The organism is Pseudochelatococcus sp. B33 (assembly GCF_053570585.1).
In genome coordinates, this window is record NZ_JBSEFH010000002.1 from 277,405 (window position 1) to 292,772 (window position 15,368).

The following is a 15,368-nucleotide window of genomic DNA, read 5'->3' on the forward strand; positions in this document are numbered from 1 at the left end:
GAAATGAAAAAGAACGTCCTCATTATTGGTGCTGGCGGTGTAGCACAGGTCGTTGCCCACAAGGCTGCGCAGAACAACGATATTCTCGGCGACATCCATATTGCCTCGCGCAGTGTCGACAAGGCCGAAGACATCATTGCCGGCGTGCTGGAAAAGGGAGCGCTGAAGCAACCCGGCGTGTTGCGGGCGCACACGCTCGACGCGCTCGACATCGAGGCGACGAAGGCGCTGATCCGGGAGACGGGCGTCGAAATCGTCATCAACGTCGGTTCGGCCTTCATCAATATGTCGGTGCTGCGCGCGGCCATCGACACGGGGGTGGCCTATATCGACACGGCCATCCATGAGGACCCGGCGAAGATCTGCGAGACGCCGCCGTGGTACGGCAACTACGAGTGGAAGCACGCCGACGAATGCGCCGAGAAGGGCATCACCGCCATTCACGGCGCGGGTTTCGACCCCGGCGTCGTCAACGCCTATGCCGCGCTCGCCGTCGCGGACTATTTCGACCACGTCGATTCGATCGATATCATCGATATCAACGCCGGCAGCCACGGCCGCTACTTCGCGACGAACTTCGATCCGGAGATCAATTTTCGCGAGTTCACCGGCACGGTCTATTCGTGGCAGAACGGCGCGTGGCAGAGCAATGCGATGTTCGAGATCAGCCGCACCGACGACCTGCCGGTCGTGGGCGAGCAGACCGCCTATCTCTCCGGCCACGACGAGATCCATTCGCTGTCGCGCAACCTGCCGGTGAAGGACATCCGTTTCTGGATGGGCTTCGGCGGGCATTACATCAACGTTTTCACGGTGCTCAAGAACCTCGGCCTGCTCTCGGAGCAGCCGGTGAAGACGGCGGAGGGGCTCGAGGTCGTGCCGCTCAAGGTGGTGAAGGCCGTGCTGCCCGATCCCGCCTCGCTGGCGCCGACCTACACCGGCAAAACCTGCATCGGCGATCTGGTGAAGGGCACGAAGGACGGACGGCCGCGCGAGATCTTCATCTACCAGATCAGCGACCATGAGGAGGTCTACAAGGAAGTCGGCAGCCAGGCGATTTCCTACACGGCCGGCGTTCCCCCGGTCGCGGCCGCGATCCTCATCGCGTCGGGCGAATGGGATGTCAGGCGGCAGGTCAATGTCGAGGAGCTGCCGCCGCATCCCTTCCTCGACCTGCTCAACCGCATCGGCCTGCCGTCGCGCATCCGCGAGGGGGATGACGATCGCCCGCTCGCCTTCACCCGCGACGAGGCCGGGCGCTGGCAAGTGACCTGATGATCCTCGCGGCCGGCGCCTGACCGTTCCGTCAGGCGTCGTCCGATGCGGTGAACGCGGCGCAGTCGGCTGCAAGCCTTTGCAGGATCTCGAGCGGGACGGCCTGTCTCGCCACCGGTCTGACGATTGGGCTGTTGGCCGTCACGCCCGCGCCATTCGTGAACAGCGCCCCCGCCGGCGGCCCGCTGACGCCAATCGCGATCGTGGGCGCCGGCCTGTCGTGAACCGGCACGGGCATCGTGACGCCATCGCGCCCGAGATGGCGCGCCGCCCGTTCCCGTTCGCGCTTTTGCCGGAGGAAGGCGAAATACAGGCGCTTGAGGGCCTCGGGCGAACGCGGATCGACAGCCGGCGCCGCCGGCTGCTCGACTGGCTTGACATATTGATCCGCCTCCGGCTCGAACGCCATCTCCTCGACGACGAAGCGGCCGCTGGAATAGGTGCGGAGGATACGCGACATCTGACGCCTCCATTTGATCGAAAAGCGCTCTATCCCACGAAGGCGGCGATGACCAGCGCATTCACGAGGTCGATGAAGAAGCCGCAGACCAGCGGCACGATGATGAAGGCGCGGTGGGCCGCGCCGTATTGCTGGGTGACCGCCGTCATGTTGGCGATTGCGGTCGCCGTCGAGCCGAGCGTGATGCCGCTGAAACCCGCGCCGATCACCGTCGCCTCGTAGTCGCGCCCCATCACCGGGAAAACGATGCAGAGGATATAGGCCAGGCTCAGCAGGATCTGCACCGCGAGCGTCGAGATGATGAAGCCGAAAATGCCCGCGAGCTCCCACAATTGCAGGTTCATCAGCGCCATGGTGAGAAACAGGCCGAGCGACATGTCGGACACCAGCGCCAGGCCCTGGCGGGTGCCGGGCCAGTAACGCATCACCGTCTTGCCGGCGGCGAGCGGCGTCAGGTTGCGCACCGCGATGCCGGCGACGAGGCAGGCGACGAAAGTCGGCAGGGTGATACCCGTCTCGTCGACCAGCGCATCGAGGCCGGTGCCGATGAGCACCGTCACGTTGAGGATGAACACCGCCCACAACACGCAGAAGTAATCGAGGTTGGCGCCCTGGCTCTCGTGGGAGGTGCCGATGTCGAGATCGGCGATGCCGGAAGGTGTGACGGCATGCCGGCGCATCAGCCAGGCGGCGAGAGGGCCGCCGATGACGCAGGCGGCGATAAGCCCCACGGTGTTGGAGGCGATGCCGAGCTCGGCCGCATTGTGAATGCCGAGGTTCTCCTCGAAAATCGGCGCCCAGGCAAGCGTGGTGCCGAGACCGCCGGTCAGCGAGATGGATCCCACCATCAGCCCCGCCCTGGCGTCGAGCCCGAATAGCGCCGCCATCCCCATGCCCGCGACGTTCTGGCCGACCATAAAGACGGTCGCCAATGCCAGCAGCACCAGCAAGGGCCTGCCGCCCCGGCGCAGCGTGCGCACGTCGGCCTTGAGGCCGATGCCGGCGAAGAACAGCAGCAGCAGGAAATCCCGCACGTCGAGCTCGAACGAGATTTTGTGTCCGAACAGGAAATAGACCAGAGACACGATAGCGGAGCAGAGCAGGCCGCCAATGACTGGTTCTGGTATGCTGTATTCGCGTAGAAAATAATATTTTATGGTAAATAGTTTTCCGGACATAAGCAACATGATCGCTATCGTGAAAGAAATAAAGTCGCCAACGGTTGTCATTTACTATTTTATATCCGTTAATTATGACGCAGTTTTTTCATTCAGTGCGAATTTGCATGCAATCTATACCCACTGATGTGAAATAACAACGGTTTTTTGCGTCGATTCCATGCCCTTGCGCCCTCCCGACAGGCGCGTGTCCAGCCCGCGGCAGTGCCGGGCGGCTTTCGCATGACTTGCTGCGAATCATTTTTCGCGACTTGACCGCCGTGATAGTCTCCGCGCGAATTCGAGCGGGCAGGGATGCTGCGGCGGGCCGGTCATCGCGCCCGGCATGGACGGATGAGGACGACGGCGCGATGAGCGGATCGAGACGATGGGTGTTGCTGGGCGTTGCCGTGGTGCTGGCCTTCCTCGGCTACTATGCCTGGCAGGAGATCGGCCGGGACACCCTGCCGGAAGGGATCGCCAGCGGCAACGGCCGCATCGAGGCGACCGAGATCGACGTCGCCACCAAGGCCGCCGGCCGGGTGCGTGAGGTGCTGGTGCGCGAGGGCGATTTCGTCACCGCCGGCACGACGCTGGCGCTGATGGACACGGATCAGCTGCAGGCGCAGCGGCGTCAGGCCGAAGCGCAGCTCCAGCAGGCACTCATTGCCGTGGAGACGGCGAAGAGCCAGGTGACGCAGCGCGAGGCCGAGCAGGCGGCGGCGAAGGCCGTCGTCGCCCAGCGCCAGGCGCAGCAGGACGCCGCCGACAAGCGCCTCTTCCGCTCGGAGCAGCTCATCATCCGCGACAACGTCTCGCAGCAGGTCGTCGACGACAACCGCGCCGATGCGCTCGGCGCGGCCGCGGCCGTCGAGGCGGCCAGGGCGCAGCTTGCCGCCAGCGAGGCCGCTATCGGCGCGGCCCGCTCGCAGGTCATCGCCTCCCAGGCGGCCGTCGATGCCGCAAGGGCGACCATCGAGCGCATCGATGCCGATATCGCCGACAGCCGGCTGACCTCGCCGCGCGACGGGCGGGTGCAGTTCCTCGTCGCCCAGCCCGGCGAGGTGCTGGCGGCGGGCGGGCGGGTGCTCAACCTCGTCGATCTCACCGACGTCTACATGACGTTCTTCCTGCCAACCGAGCAGGCGGGGCGGCTCGCGGTGGGCGCCGAGGCGCGGATCGTGCTCGATGCCGCACCGCAGTTGGTCATTCCGGCGAATATTTCCTTCGTCTCCGACGTGGCGCAGTTCACGCCCAAGACCGTCGAGACTGCACTGGAACGCGAGAAGCTGATGTTCCGCATCCGCGCGCAGATTCCGCCCGACCTGCTGCGCCGGTACATCACCTATGTGAAGACCGGCCTGCCGGGCGTCGTCTACGTGCGCATCCGCGCCGACGCCGGATGGCCGGCGCATCTTCAGCAGACAGTAGGCCAGCAATGACGGGGGAGGGGCCGTCGGCGCAGGGCCTCCCGGCCCCGGTGCCCGTCGTCTCGGCGACCGGCGTCAGCCTGCGCTACGGCAAGACGCTGGCGCTCGACAGAGTCGATCTCGACATCCCGCCGGGCGTCATGGTCGGGCTGATCGGCCCCGACGGCGTCGGCAAGTCGAGCCTTCTGTCGCTCATCGCCGGCGCGCGCGTGGTGCAGGAGGGGCGGATAACGGTGCTCGGCGGCGATATCGCCGACGTGCGCCACCGCAACAGCGTGTGTCCACGCATCGCCTACATGCCGCAGGGCCTCGGCAAGAACCTCTACTTCAACCTGTCGGTGTTCGAGAACGTCGACTTCTTCGGCCGCCTGTTCGGCCACGCCCGCGAGGAGCGCGAGGAGCGCATCGGCAAGCTTCTGGCGCGTACGCGTCTGGCGCCGTTCGCGGACCGGCCGGCGGGCAAGCTCTCCGGCGGCATGAAGCAGAAGCTCGGCCTGTGCTGCGCGCTCATCCACGATCCCGACCTGCTCATTCTGGATGAGCCCACGACCGGCGTCGATCCGCTGTCGCGGCGCCAATTCTGGGACCTCATCGACGACATCCGCGCAGAGCGCCCGCAGATGAGCGTCATCGTCGCCACCGCCTATATGGAGGAGGCGGCGCGCTTCGACTGGCTCGTCGCCATGGACGCCGGCCGGGTGCTCGCCACGGGCACGCCCGGGGAACTGCTGGCGCGCACGGGCGCGGACAATCTCGACGATGCCTTCATCGCGCTCCTGCCCGAGGAGAAGCGGGCCGGCCACCGGGCGGTCGAGATCGTGCCGCGCGCGGGCGAGGACGGCGAGCCCGCCATCGAGGCCGAGGGGCTGACCATGCGCTTCGGCGATTTCGTCGCCGTCGACAACGTCAGCTTCCGCATTCCCAAGGGCGAGATCTTCGGCTTCCTCGGCTCCAACGGCTGCGGCAAGACCACGACGATGAAGATGCTCACCGGCCTGCTGCCGGCGAGCGAGGGCACGGCGCGCCTCTTCGGCCGCGAGGTCGACCCGAACGACCTCTCCGTGCGTCGGCGCGTCGGCTACATGTCGCAGTCGTTCTCGCTCTACGCGGAACTGACCGTGCGCCAGAACCTCGACCTGCACGCGCGCCTGTTCGACATGCCGCGCGCGGACATTCCGGCGCGCATCCGCGAGATGGCCGAGCGCTTCGACCTCGCCGGCGTCATGGACACGCTGCCCGACGCGCTGCCGCTCGGCATCCGCCAGCGGCTGTCGCTCGCCGTGGCGCTGGTGCACCGGCCGGAAATCCTCATCCTCGACGAGCCGACCTCCGGCGTCGATCCGGTGGCGCGCGACGCGCTGTGGGTGGAGCTGATCGCGCTCGCCCGCAAGGACGAGGTGACGATCTTCGTCTCGACCCACTTCATGAACGAGGCCGAGCGCTGCGACCGCATCTCGCTGATGCACGCCGGCAAGGTGCTGGTCAGCGACACGCCGGCCAATATCGTGCGCCAGCGCGGCACGGCGACGCTGGAGGAGGCGTTCATCGCCTATCTCGAGGATGCGGGCGCGGGCGAGGGCGAGCCGCCGCCGGCGGAGGCCGGGGCGGCGGGCGGGGATGCACTCGGGCAGGGGGCAGGACAGGGCGCGGAGGCTCCTCACGTCTCGTCCGGCCTGTTCGCCTGGCGGCGCCTTCTGAGCTATGCGCGGCTCGAGGCGCTGGAGCTGTGGCGCGATCCGGTGCGCGCCGCCCTCGCCTTCGTCGGCAGCGTGTTTCTGATGGGCATCATGGGCTACGGCATCAGCATGGACGTGGAGGACCTGACCTTCGCCGTGCTCGACCATGACCAGACCACGATCAGCAGCAGCTATACGCTCGACATCGCGGGCTCGCGCTATTTCATCGAGAAGCCGCCGATCACCGACTACGGCGATCTCGACCGGCGCCTGCGGGCGGGGGAGATCACGCTCGCCATCGAAATCCCGCCCGGCTTCGGCCGCGACGTGATGCGCGGCGGCGATGTCGAGATCGGCGCCTGGTTCGACGGCGCCATGCCGATGCGCGCCGAGACCATCCGCGGCTACATCCAGGGCATGCACCAGCGCTGGCTGTCCGAGCGGATCTCCCACCAGCTCGGCCGCAGCGCCGCCGCCGGCAATTTCGACATCGAGGTCCGCTTCCGTTACAATCCCGACGTCAGAAGCCTGCCCGCCATGGTGCCGGGCGTCATTCCGCTGCTCCTGATGCTCATTCCCGCCATCCTGACCGCGCTCAGCGTGGTGCGCGAGAAGGAGCTTGGCTCCATCGTCAACCTCTACGTCACCCCCACGACGCGGCTTGAGTTCCTGCTTGGCAAGCAATTGCCCTATGTCGTGCTGGCGATGGCGAACTTCTTCCTGCTGCTGGCGCTGGCCGTCGTCGTGTTCGGCGTGCCGGTGACGGGTTCGCTCCTGGCGCTCACTGCCGGCGCCCTGCTCTACGTCATCGCCACGACCGGCCTCGGGCTCCTGATCTCCTCGTTCGTCAACAGCCAGATCGCAGCCATCTTCGGCACCTCGATCCTGACGATCGTTCCGGCGGTGCAGTTCTCCGGCCTCACCGAGCCGGTGACGTCGCTCGAGGGCACGGGTAGGTTCATCGGCAGCATCTATCCGACGACGCATTTCATCACCATCTCGCGCGGCGCCTTCTCCAAGGCGCTCGACTTCAGCGACATGTCCGCGGCCTTCGTGCCGCTGCTGATCGCAGGTCCCGTGCTCGTCGGCCTCGGGGCGCTGCTTCTGAGAAAGCAGGCGGCGTGATGAAACTGTCCAACGTCGTCCAGCTCGGCATCAAGGAACTGCGCGGCCTCACCCGCGATCCCGTCCTCCTCGTGCTGATCGTCTACGCCTTCTCGCTGTCGGTCTACAGCGCCGCCACCGCCATCCCGGAGACGCTGAACAAGGCCCCGATCGCCATCGTCGACGAGGATCGCTCGCCGCTTGCCGACCGCATCATCGGCGCGTTCTATCCGCCGCTGTTCATTCCGCCCGAGATCATCACCCGCGACGAGATGGACCGGCGCATGGATGCCGGGCTCGACACGTTCGCCCTCAACATTCCGCCCGGTTTCCAGCGCGACCTGCTCGCCGGCCGCCAGCCGGTCATCCAGCTCAATGTCGACGCCACCCGCATGTCGCAGGCGTTTTCCGGCAGCGGCTACGTCCAGACCATCGTCACCGCCGAGATCAACGAGTTCCTGGCCCGCTACCGGGCGAACGCGGTTCTGCCCGTCGACCTGGCGCTGCGCGCGCGCTTCAACCCGGAGCTCAACAAGCGGTGGTTCGGGGCGGTGGTCCAGATCATCAACAACGTCACCATGCTCGCCGTCATCCTCACCGGCACGGCGCTCATCCGCGAGCGCGAGCACGGCACGGTGGAGCACCTGCTGGTGATGCCGGTGACGCCGCTGGAGATCATGCTGAGCAAGGTGTGGTCCATGGGCTTCGTCGTCCTCGTCGCCACCGCGTTCTCGCTGATCGTGCTCGTCCAGGGGATCATGCAGGTGCCTCTGCAGGGATCGCTGCTGCTGTTCTTCCTCGGCGTGGCGCTGCATCTCTTCGCCACCACGTCGCTCGGCATCTTTCTCGCCACGCTGTCGGGGTCCATGCCCCAGTTCGGCCTGCTGCTGATGATGGCGCTGATGCCGCTCAACATCCTCTCCGGCGGCTCGACCCCGCGCGAGAGCATGCCCGAGTTCGTGCAGGTCATCATGCTCGCCGCCCCGACCACGCATTTCGTGTCGCTGGCGCAGGGGATCCTGTTTCGCGGCGCGGGCTTTGCCATCGTCTGGCCGCAGTTCGCGGCGCTGGCGGCCATCGGGGCGGTGCTGTTCGTGTTTTCGCTGCGGCGCTTCAGGCGTTCGCTGAAATAGAGCAATCCCGCCCCGCCGGCAGAAAGCCGCTTGCCTGCGGGCAGATATAGGTATATACCCGCATCATGGAAGACGGTTGCTACTGCATCCTGCTGCGCAAGGCGTCGCGCAAGGTATCGTCGATGTACGACGAGGCCCTGAGCCCGCTCGGCATCACCGTGGCGCAGTTCAGCCTGATGCGCCATATCGCGGCGCGGTCGCCCGTGTCGCTGACGGATCTGGCCCTGCGGCTGGAGCTCGACCGGTCCACGGTGGGGCGCAATGTCAAGGTGCTGCAACGGCACGGATGGGTGGCGAGCGCGCGCGGGCGCGATCAACGCGAGGCCGTGCTGTCATTGACGGAAGCGGGCAAGGGCATTCTGGATGCCGGCGCGCCGCTGTGGAAGGAAGCGCAGGCGCGCATCGGCCGGCAATTCGCCGCCGCCGCCGGGCCGCTGCAGGCGCTGATCGACGGCCTGTAGCACGGGGAGGGGGCGCCGCCGCGGCGTCTCGGGAACAGGACAATCCAGCAGACTCCAGCCGCCCGCAGCCGGGTTGGAGAACGACAGGTGCGGGACCGGGCATGATATCGAATCGTCTCTCCGCGTGGCTCGCGGGCCGGAATATCTACTATGGCTGGGTCGTGGTCGCGACCACCTTCCTCACCGGGCTCGCCACGGCGGGCGCCATGGGGTCGGCGGGCGTCATGATCGAGCCGCTGCGGCAGGAGTTCGGCTGGGAGACGGCCGACATCTCCTTCGCCATGGCGGTGCGGCTGCTGCTCTACGGATTGCTGGGGCCGTTCGCCGCCGCGTTCATGAACCGGTTCGGCGTGCGCAACGTCGTGGCGGCTGCGCTCGCGCTCATCATCGTCGGGCTGATCGGCTCGTGCCTGATCACCGAGCTGTGGCAGCTCGTGCTGTGGTGGGGGGTGATCGTCGGCGTCGGCACCGGCGTGACCGCGCTGGTGCTGGGGGCGACCGTCGCCACCCGCTGGTTCTCCCACCGCCGGGGGCTCGTCGTCGGGCTGATGACGGCCGCCAACGCCACCGGCCAGCTCGTCTTCCTGCCCCTCATGGCCGCGCTCACCGAAGCCTGGGGGTGGCGCAGCGCGCTTGCCTTCATCATCGTCGTCATCATCGGCGCGAAGCTCCTCGTGCTGATGCTGATGCGCGACTATCCCGCCGATGTCGGTCTGCCCGTCCACGGCGAGAGCGCCATCACCCCGCCGCCGCCCCGCATCGGCGGCATCGGCACTGCGCTCCTCGCGCCGCTCGTCGCCCTGCGCGATGCTTCGACGAACGGCACGTTCTGGGTGCTGTTCGGGACGTTCTTCGTCTGCGGCCTGAGCACCAACGGGCTGATCCAGACGCACTGGATCGCGCTCTGCGGCGATTTCGGCATGGCGCCGGTGGCGGCCGCGACGACGCTCGCGGTAATCGGCGTGTTCGACTTCATCGGCACCATCGGCGCCGGCTGGCTTGCGGACCGCTATGACAACCGCTGGCTGCTGTTCTGGTTCTACGGCCTGCGCGGGCTGTCGCTGGTCTACCTGTCGTATTCGGGGTTCAGTTTCTTCGAACTGTCGGTGTTCGCGATCTTCTACGGGCTTGACTGGATCGCCACCGTGCCGCCCACCGTCCGCCTCGCCGCCGAGCGTTTCGGGCCGCAGCGCGCCAATCTGTTCTTCGGCTGGATCTTCACCGGCCATCAGATCGGCGCGGCGACCGCCGCGTGGGGTGCGGGAACGATCCGCAGTGACCTCGCGACCTACATGCCGGCGCTGCAGATCGCCGGCCTGATGTGCCTCATCGCCGCATTGTCCGTGCTGACGCTGCGCCGTTCCGGCGCCCCGCAGCGGGTGGCGGCGGCATAACACCGCGGCGCCGGTCCTCGACCGGCGCCATGCGGGCTCAGATCTGTACCAGACTCGCCGAAAAGCGCCGCCAGTTCTCGATATAGTGCCGGGCGGAGGCGCGCAGGCCCTCGACGGCCGCTTCGTCGAGGCTCCTGACCGCGCGCGCGGGGGCGCCGACGATCAGCGAATTGTCGGGGAACTCCTTGCCCTCCGTCACCAGCGCGTTCGCGCCGACGATGGAATTGGCGCCGATACGCGCGCCGTTCAGCACCGTGGCACCCATGCCGATCAGGGAATTGTCGCCGATGGTGCAGCCGTGCACGATGGCGCTGTGGCCGATGGTGCAGCCAGCGCCGATGGTCAGCGGCTGGCCGGCGTCGGAATGGAGCACGGCGTTATCCTGGATATTGGTGCCGGCTCCGATGATCATCGGCTCGTTGTCGCCGCGCAGGACGGCGCCGAACCAGATGCCGACATCGCGGCCGAGCACCACCCGCCCGATCACCGAGGCGTTGGGCGCCACCCAGAAATGCCCCTCAGGCGGCAGGGTCGGTATGGCATCTCCCAATCGATATATCGGCATTGTCCTCTCCATCGCGGCGGACACTCGCGTTCCCTTGCGTGCATCCCTTTGTATAACAATCACTTTCAGGAAAAATGCGCATACTTTCGACATCCGCGCAAGTCACTTTGACGCCATCGGCGCGCTTGTCCGGCAGATGGTCCTATCCGATTGATCGGCATGCGCGCCCATCAAGAATAGCAGTGCATATTTGTCCGCAGATGCATGGGCCGCCGGGTGTCGGGCATGGGGCAGCCTGCAAGTAACGTCGGCTGGCTGACAGAGCCGCGGCCGGAATACTGCATCATGGTCCTGACCGGCGGGCTCGCCGTATCGGCGCAGGCGCAACCATCCGGCTTCATCGCGTCCGGCTTCCTCATGCCCGAAAGATCATGCGGTCGTCAGAAGAAACAGCACGACGCGGCCGCACATGATGCTCCAGATGATCGAGGTGATGAACACCACGATGAGAGAGCTGTAGCCCAGCCCGTAGACGCCGAAAGCCCGATAAGCATTGCGCGCCAGAATATAGGGTGCGGAGAACACCAGCAGCGGCAAACAGACGAGCAACGCGACGCCACGCGCGAACATGAGACCGAAATTGGCCGGGCGGCCGGTAAAAAACTCGAAACAATTGCAAATCAACCCGGCCAACGAAAATCCCAAAACGAACGCTTGGAGTGTAAAATTTGACATGTTGCGCCATACCAGTTGAATTCGGTGCAATCAATAGCGTCCGCATTGATTACTATCAATAGATACGAAGTGAATAGCACAATTGACGTATACGCGTGTCCAAAATACATCACAACCATAGGGTGAAAGAATAAATGCCGCTTCAAACAGCGGCCTATGTCACCCTATGGTAAAAAGTTTACATACAATAAACTGAAATTCTACAATTTTAAGCTAAGTCGTCGAGATCAGTATCAAGAATTGCCATCTGGAAACTATACGATTTGTCTCCATCTTCATCGTCTACAAATAATACACCTATGAATTCGTCACCGATATAAACTTCGGCGGAATCGTTCTTTCTTGGCCGGCCGACGACACGTATGGCATGATTTGCAAAGGTGCGACGCAGGAACTGCTCGATTTTGCTAAGCTCTTTTTTGTCCATGATGCAGGGATCTCAGTTCTGGTTGGTGCTTCGATAGGCAGACGGCTAATCTTTTCGCGCATCCGTTGCCGAACGCGCGCTAAAGGATAGGCTCACGCTTGATAGTGCGGGCGAAGGCCCGCCGCAACCCGTCTCGGAAAACAATTCAAGGTTGTACTAGTCGTCCGGAAAATCTCCGAGAATCTGATCCATCGTGCGGGCCGGCTCGACGCAGTTCGCCGCCCCGACGACCTTCGCGGGCACGCCCGCGACGGTCGTGTTCGGCGGAACGGGATGCAGAACCACCGATCCGGCGGCGATTCGTGCGCAGGTGCCGACCTCGATATTGCCGAGAATCTTGGCTCCGGCGCCGATGAGCACGCCGCTGCGAATCTTCGGGTGGCGATCGCCGCTTTCCTTGCCCGTGCCGCCGAGCGTGACCTCCTGGAGGATCGACACGTTGTCGCCGATCACGGCGGTTGCGCCGACGACGAAGCCGGTGGCGTGATCGAGAAAGATGCCGTGCCCGAAACGGGCGGCGGGGTTGATGTCGGTCTGGAAGACTTCCGACGACCGGCTCTGGAGGTGCAGCGCGAAGTCCTTGCGCCCGGCTTTCCACAGCCAGTGGGCCAGCCTGTGCGTGACGAGGGCGTGGTAGCCCTTGAAGTAGAGCACCGGCTCGATGACGCGCGTGCAGGCCGGATCGCGGTCCACCACCGCCAGCAGATCGGCGCGGACGGTGGAGCTCAGCTCCGGCTCGTCGGCGACGGCCGCCAGGAACCCCTGGGTGATCAGTTCCCCGGGCAGGGTCGGATGGCCGAGGCGCTGGCCGATCTTGAACGCGAGCACCGCCTCCAGGCTGTCGTGATTGAGGACGGAACCGGCAATCATGCCGCCGAGATAGGGTTCCCGGTCGACGACGGCTGCCGCCTCCCGGCGCAGGCGAGACCAGATGAGGTCTCGGGGTGCCGGTGCGATGCCGGACTGGGCGGCTGTGGAAATCTGTTCCGAAATCATTATCGAGTTCCCGAAAGTCCAGAAGGAGACAAAAATCGCGTGACGGTGCGAGGCCGCTAACAGCGGCAGATCCGTCTTGTTTCGAGCGCAACTTCCATCGCCGCTTCGGGTCCCCGCGCCGATGAGCCGCCCCAGGCTCTCGTCCCGCTCAAGGCCTTGACACCACTCAAGGCCTTGGCGCGCGAAGAGCTGGCGCCGCCCATACGGCAACCCACTCGGTTGCCTGCCTGCCGGTCTGCGACCATCCGCCGAACTACCCGCATTCCGTCTGCTCCGCATCAATCCACCGGCGGCGGATCCAGCCTGTGGGCTCGAGCCACGCACACTCCTCCTCCGCTGCCACCGACATGCCGGCAGCGGCGAAAACCTCCGCCTCCCGGGGGTCACCGGGAGCCGCAGGCCCGGGGGAGCGCAAGCCATCAACGCAAGCCGCCATCCAACGAGCCCAGGCCCACGCTACATTGAATTGCAATGAGTGAAAAGTGACAACGAACATCGCGTTGGCAAGTTCTTTCGATGGAGGGCGGTCAGCCCAGCACCAGAACGACGCCTATGACGGCGACCGCGGCGCTGGCCAGCACCTCCAGCGCCGCGATGGCCCGCACGCCGGTTCTGCTGCTTTCGCCCGTCATTCCCGTCGCCAGCCCGGTCGCCAGCCGCTTGGCGAAGACCGCGAGGCTCGCCAGCGCGCCGACGGTGATGAACGTGCCAAGCGCCATGGCGAACGCGGCCGCCAGGCCGCCCGTTGGCATACCCTGTGCGAAGGCGAAGACGAGCACGATGATCGCACCGGTACACGGGCGCAGGCCGGCGGACAGGGCCACCATCGCCATGTCGCGCAGGCTGTCGATCCGGCCGAGTTCCGCGGGCGTGAGCAGGTGCGTGTGGGCGCAGAAGCCGCCTGCCCGGCAGGACGGGTCATCGCATGCGGCAGGAGCGTCCCGCTCCTCGACCGCCTCGGCGCGGAACCGGCCCGATCCCGCCTCGCCTGCGGGCCGGAACGCGAGCCCTGCGAACGGATCGCCGGATGAGTCGGCCGAGACCGCACTGGCAGGTTCCGCCGTCATCGGCTCCATGGCGGCCGGGACGCGCATAAGAGTGGCGAGACGCCCGGCCTTGCGCCACAGCACGACGAGGCCGACGACCGCGACGAGTACGAAGCTCGCCTGCTCGATCACCCGGGCGGTGGCGTTGACGGTGGCGGCGGTCGCGTTCAGCACCAGTGCCATGACGCCGACGATCGCGATGGCCGACAGCGCCTGCAGGATCGACGATGCGAACGCCAGCGCCAGCCCCCGGCCGATGGAGCGGCGGCCGTCGGCCACCAGATAGCCCGATATCACCGCCTTGCCGTGGCCGGGGCCGGCGGCGTGGAAGATGCCGTAGGCGAAGCTGAGGGCCACCAGCGTCCAGAAAGCCGCCGTCTCGGTGGAAAACGCCTGCAGCGCGGCGATCATGCGGGTGTAGAAGGCAGACTGGATGGCGAGGATGGCGCCGCCGATGCCCACGGGCTCGGGCGCGGCCTCGTTGAGGCCCGCCGAGAAGGGATGGCGCGGCGCGGGTGGCGTTTCCACCGGCGCCCCCATCTGCGAGAGGAGCACGAACAGCCCGCCGACGAGCGCCAGCGCCAGGACCGCGACAGCCGTCCGGACCAGGACGTCCCTCAGCGCGGACCTTGGGGACGCCGCGAAAACCGTCGTGTCGCTCATGTCGGGGCCATTGGCAGCGTTCCTGGATGCGGACGATCGCCGGCCGGGAAGGTCTCGGCCGAGGCAATCATGGGCAGGCGACGATCGCCCGTGTGGCGAAATCCTGACCGAAGGTGGAAGCCGACGTCAAGGCGTTGAAGAACGCTTCCGACAGCTCTTCGTCGTCGAAAACGCGCTGCTCCGGCCGCGTTATGGTGATCGCGCACGCCGGTTCCCGCCCGGTGACGGCCGCCGCATCCGCTTCCGGCGCGAAAAGGAACGACACGAAATAGGTCGGATCGAAGAGCTCCACCGCCAGCGCCCTGTTCGCCGGCGCCGGCGGGTCGACGGGCAGCGTGAAGTTGAGCGTCAGCGCGCCGTCCCTGAACTCCATCGACGAATCGGTGGCCTTGGTGAAGGTAAGCGCCTTGCCGTTCGCCTTCGCCTTGGTGAAGAAGTCGAACTCGTAGAGGCCGTCCACGTTCGTGGTCGCGAGATCCGCGAGTTCGGCGGCGTCGAGCTTGCCGTCGCCGTTGGTGTCGAGCCCTTGCGTCGCGAATTGCGAATAGGCCGGATCGAAGGTCCAGCTGTGCCGGATGGCGGTGATGTTGTCGCCGTCGAATGCCAGTTGCGCACGCGCCGTCACCCAGACGTGCGGATGCGCCGCCGCCTGCCCGGCTGCAGCGAAGGCGGCAAGCGCAAGCATCCATGCCGCCGCCCGGCGAAGGCCGGCGGACTTGCAGCCGGCCGATCGGCGGCCGGGAGGCATCCTGTCGCGTTCCAGCATGACCATCGATCGTTCCATCCGTCCGCGACATGTCGCCGCGCATTGCGGTGCGCGGCCGCGCCATTCGCCTATACCATCCCTGGCCGCCCGCGCCCAGAGGCGCGGCGGGGGTGCGGCGGCAGCAACCACAATAGCCATGT

Annotated in this window: 14 protein-coding genes; 6 read left to right on the plus strand and 8 right to left on the minus strand. The window is 66.1% G+C overall.

Translation table 11 applies throughout. The features are described from left to right. Positions 1-3 precede the first annotated feature (3 nt). Complete coding sequence (locus ACUSIJ_RS03085; RefSeq protein WP_449306886.1) at positions 4-1,275, plus strand: saccharopine dehydrogenase NADP-binding domain-containing protein; 1,272 nt, start codon at positions 4-6, stop codon at positions 1,273-1,275. A 31-nt stretch (positions 1,276-1,306) separates the two neighbouring features. On the opposite strand, the gene ACUSIJ_RS03090 is transcribed toward ACUSIJ_RS03085, so the two are convergent. Together ACUSIJ_RS03090 and gltS are read right to left on the minus strand one after the other, a co-directional pair. Further along, entirely contained in the window at positions 1,307-1,735 is a 429-nt protein-coding gene (locus ACUSIJ_RS03090; RefSeq protein ID WP_449306887.1) for a hypothetical protein, read from the minus strand. A gap of 29 nt (positions 1,736-1,764) precedes the next feature. Continuing rightward, a complete protein-coding gene (gene gltS / locus ACUSIJ_RS03095; protein WP_449306888.1) occupies positions 1,765-2,964 on the minus strand; it encodes a sodium/glutamate symporter in 1,200 nt (399 codons plus the stop codon). 299 nt (positions 2,965-3,263) lie between these two features. Here gltS and ACUSIJ_RS03100 point away from each other — a divergent pair, with 299 nt between their 5' ends. The 5 genes from ACUSIJ_RS03100 (at position 3,264) to ACUSIJ_RS03120 (ending at position 10,090) form a co-directional block, all read left to right on the plus strand. Further along, a complete protein-coding gene (locus ACUSIJ_RS03100) occupies positions 3,264-4,334 on the plus strand; it encodes an HlyD family secretion protein (RefSeq protein ID WP_449306889.1) in 1,071 nt (356 codons plus the stop codon). Next, positions 4,331-7,123, plus strand: a complete 2,793-nt coding sequence (gene rbbA, locus ACUSIJ_RS03105; RefSeq protein WP_449306890.1) for a ribosome-associated ATPase/putative transporter RbbA — start codon at positions 4,331-4,333, stop codon at positions 7,121-7,123. The genes ACUSIJ_RS03100 and rbbA overlap by 4 nt, the downstream gene beginning before the upstream one ends. Beyond that, positions 7,123-8,235 (plus strand): ABC transporter permease, encoded by a 1,113-nt coding sequence (locus tag ACUSIJ_RS03110; RefSeq protein WP_449306891.1) that lies wholly within the window; start codon positions 7,123-7,125, stop codon positions 8,233-8,235. The genes rbbA and ACUSIJ_RS03110 overlap by 1 nt, the downstream gene beginning before the upstream one ends. 62 nt (positions 8,236-8,297) lie before the next feature. Further along, a complete protein-coding gene (locus tag ACUSIJ_RS03115; protein ID WP_449306996.1) occupies positions 8,298-8,696 on the plus strand; it encodes a MarR family winged helix-turn-helix transcriptional regulator in 399 nt (132 codons plus the stop codon). 101 nt (positions 8,697-8,797) lie between these two features. Further along, positions 8,798-10,090: an MFS transporter gene (locus ACUSIJ_RS03120; protein ID WP_449306892.1), complete on the plus strand. Its 1,293-nt coding sequence runs from the start codon at positions 8,798-8,800 to the stop codon at positions 10,088-10,090. Between the two features lie 37 nt (positions 10,091-10,127). Here the strand turns inward: ACUSIJ_RS03120 and ACUSIJ_RS03125 are convergent, their stop codons facing one another. The 6 genes from ACUSIJ_RS03125 to ACUSIJ_RS03150 form a co-directional block, all read right to left on the minus strand. Continuing rightward, on the minus strand, positions 10,128-10,655 hold the full coding sequence (locus ACUSIJ_RS03125; protein ID WP_449306893.1) for a gamma carbonic anhydrase family protein: 528 nt from the start codon (positions 10,653-10,655) through the stop codon (positions 10,128-10,130). A 369-nt stretch (positions 10,656-11,024) separates the two neighbouring features. Then, positions 11,025-11,330 (minus strand): DUF6949 family protein, encoded by a 306-nt coding sequence (locus tag ACUSIJ_RS03130; protein WP_449306997.1) that lies wholly within the window; start codon positions 11,328-11,330, stop codon positions 11,025-11,027. A 208-nt stretch (positions 11,331-11,538) separates the two neighbouring features. Continuing rightward, a complete protein-coding gene (locus ACUSIJ_RS03135; protein ID WP_449306894.1) occupies positions 11,539-11,757 on the minus strand; it encodes a DUF3126 family protein in 219 nt (72 codons plus the stop codon). Positions 11,758-11,913: 156 nt separating this feature from the next. Next, positions 11,914-12,753, minus strand: a complete 840-nt coding sequence (cysE, locus tag ACUSIJ_RS03140) for a serine O-acetyltransferase (protein ID WP_449306895.1) — start codon at positions 12,751-12,753, stop codon at positions 11,914-11,916. Positions 12,754-13,280: 527 nt separating this feature from the next. Next, positions 13,281-14,462 carry a nickel/cobalt transporter gene (locus ACUSIJ_RS03145; protein WP_449306896.1) on the minus strand — a complete coding sequence of 394 codons (1,182 nt, stop codon included), beginning with the start codon at positions 14,460-14,462 and terminating at the stop codon, positions 13,281-13,283. A 67-nt stretch (positions 14,463-14,529) separates the two neighbouring features. Beyond that, positions 14,530-15,234 carry a DUF1007 family protein gene (locus tag ACUSIJ_RS03150; protein ID WP_449306897.1) on the minus strand — a complete coding sequence of 235 codons (705 nt, stop codon included), beginning with the start codon at positions 15,232-15,234 and terminating at the stop codon, positions 14,530-14,532. Between the last annotated feature and the right edge of the window lie 134 nt (positions 15,235-15,368).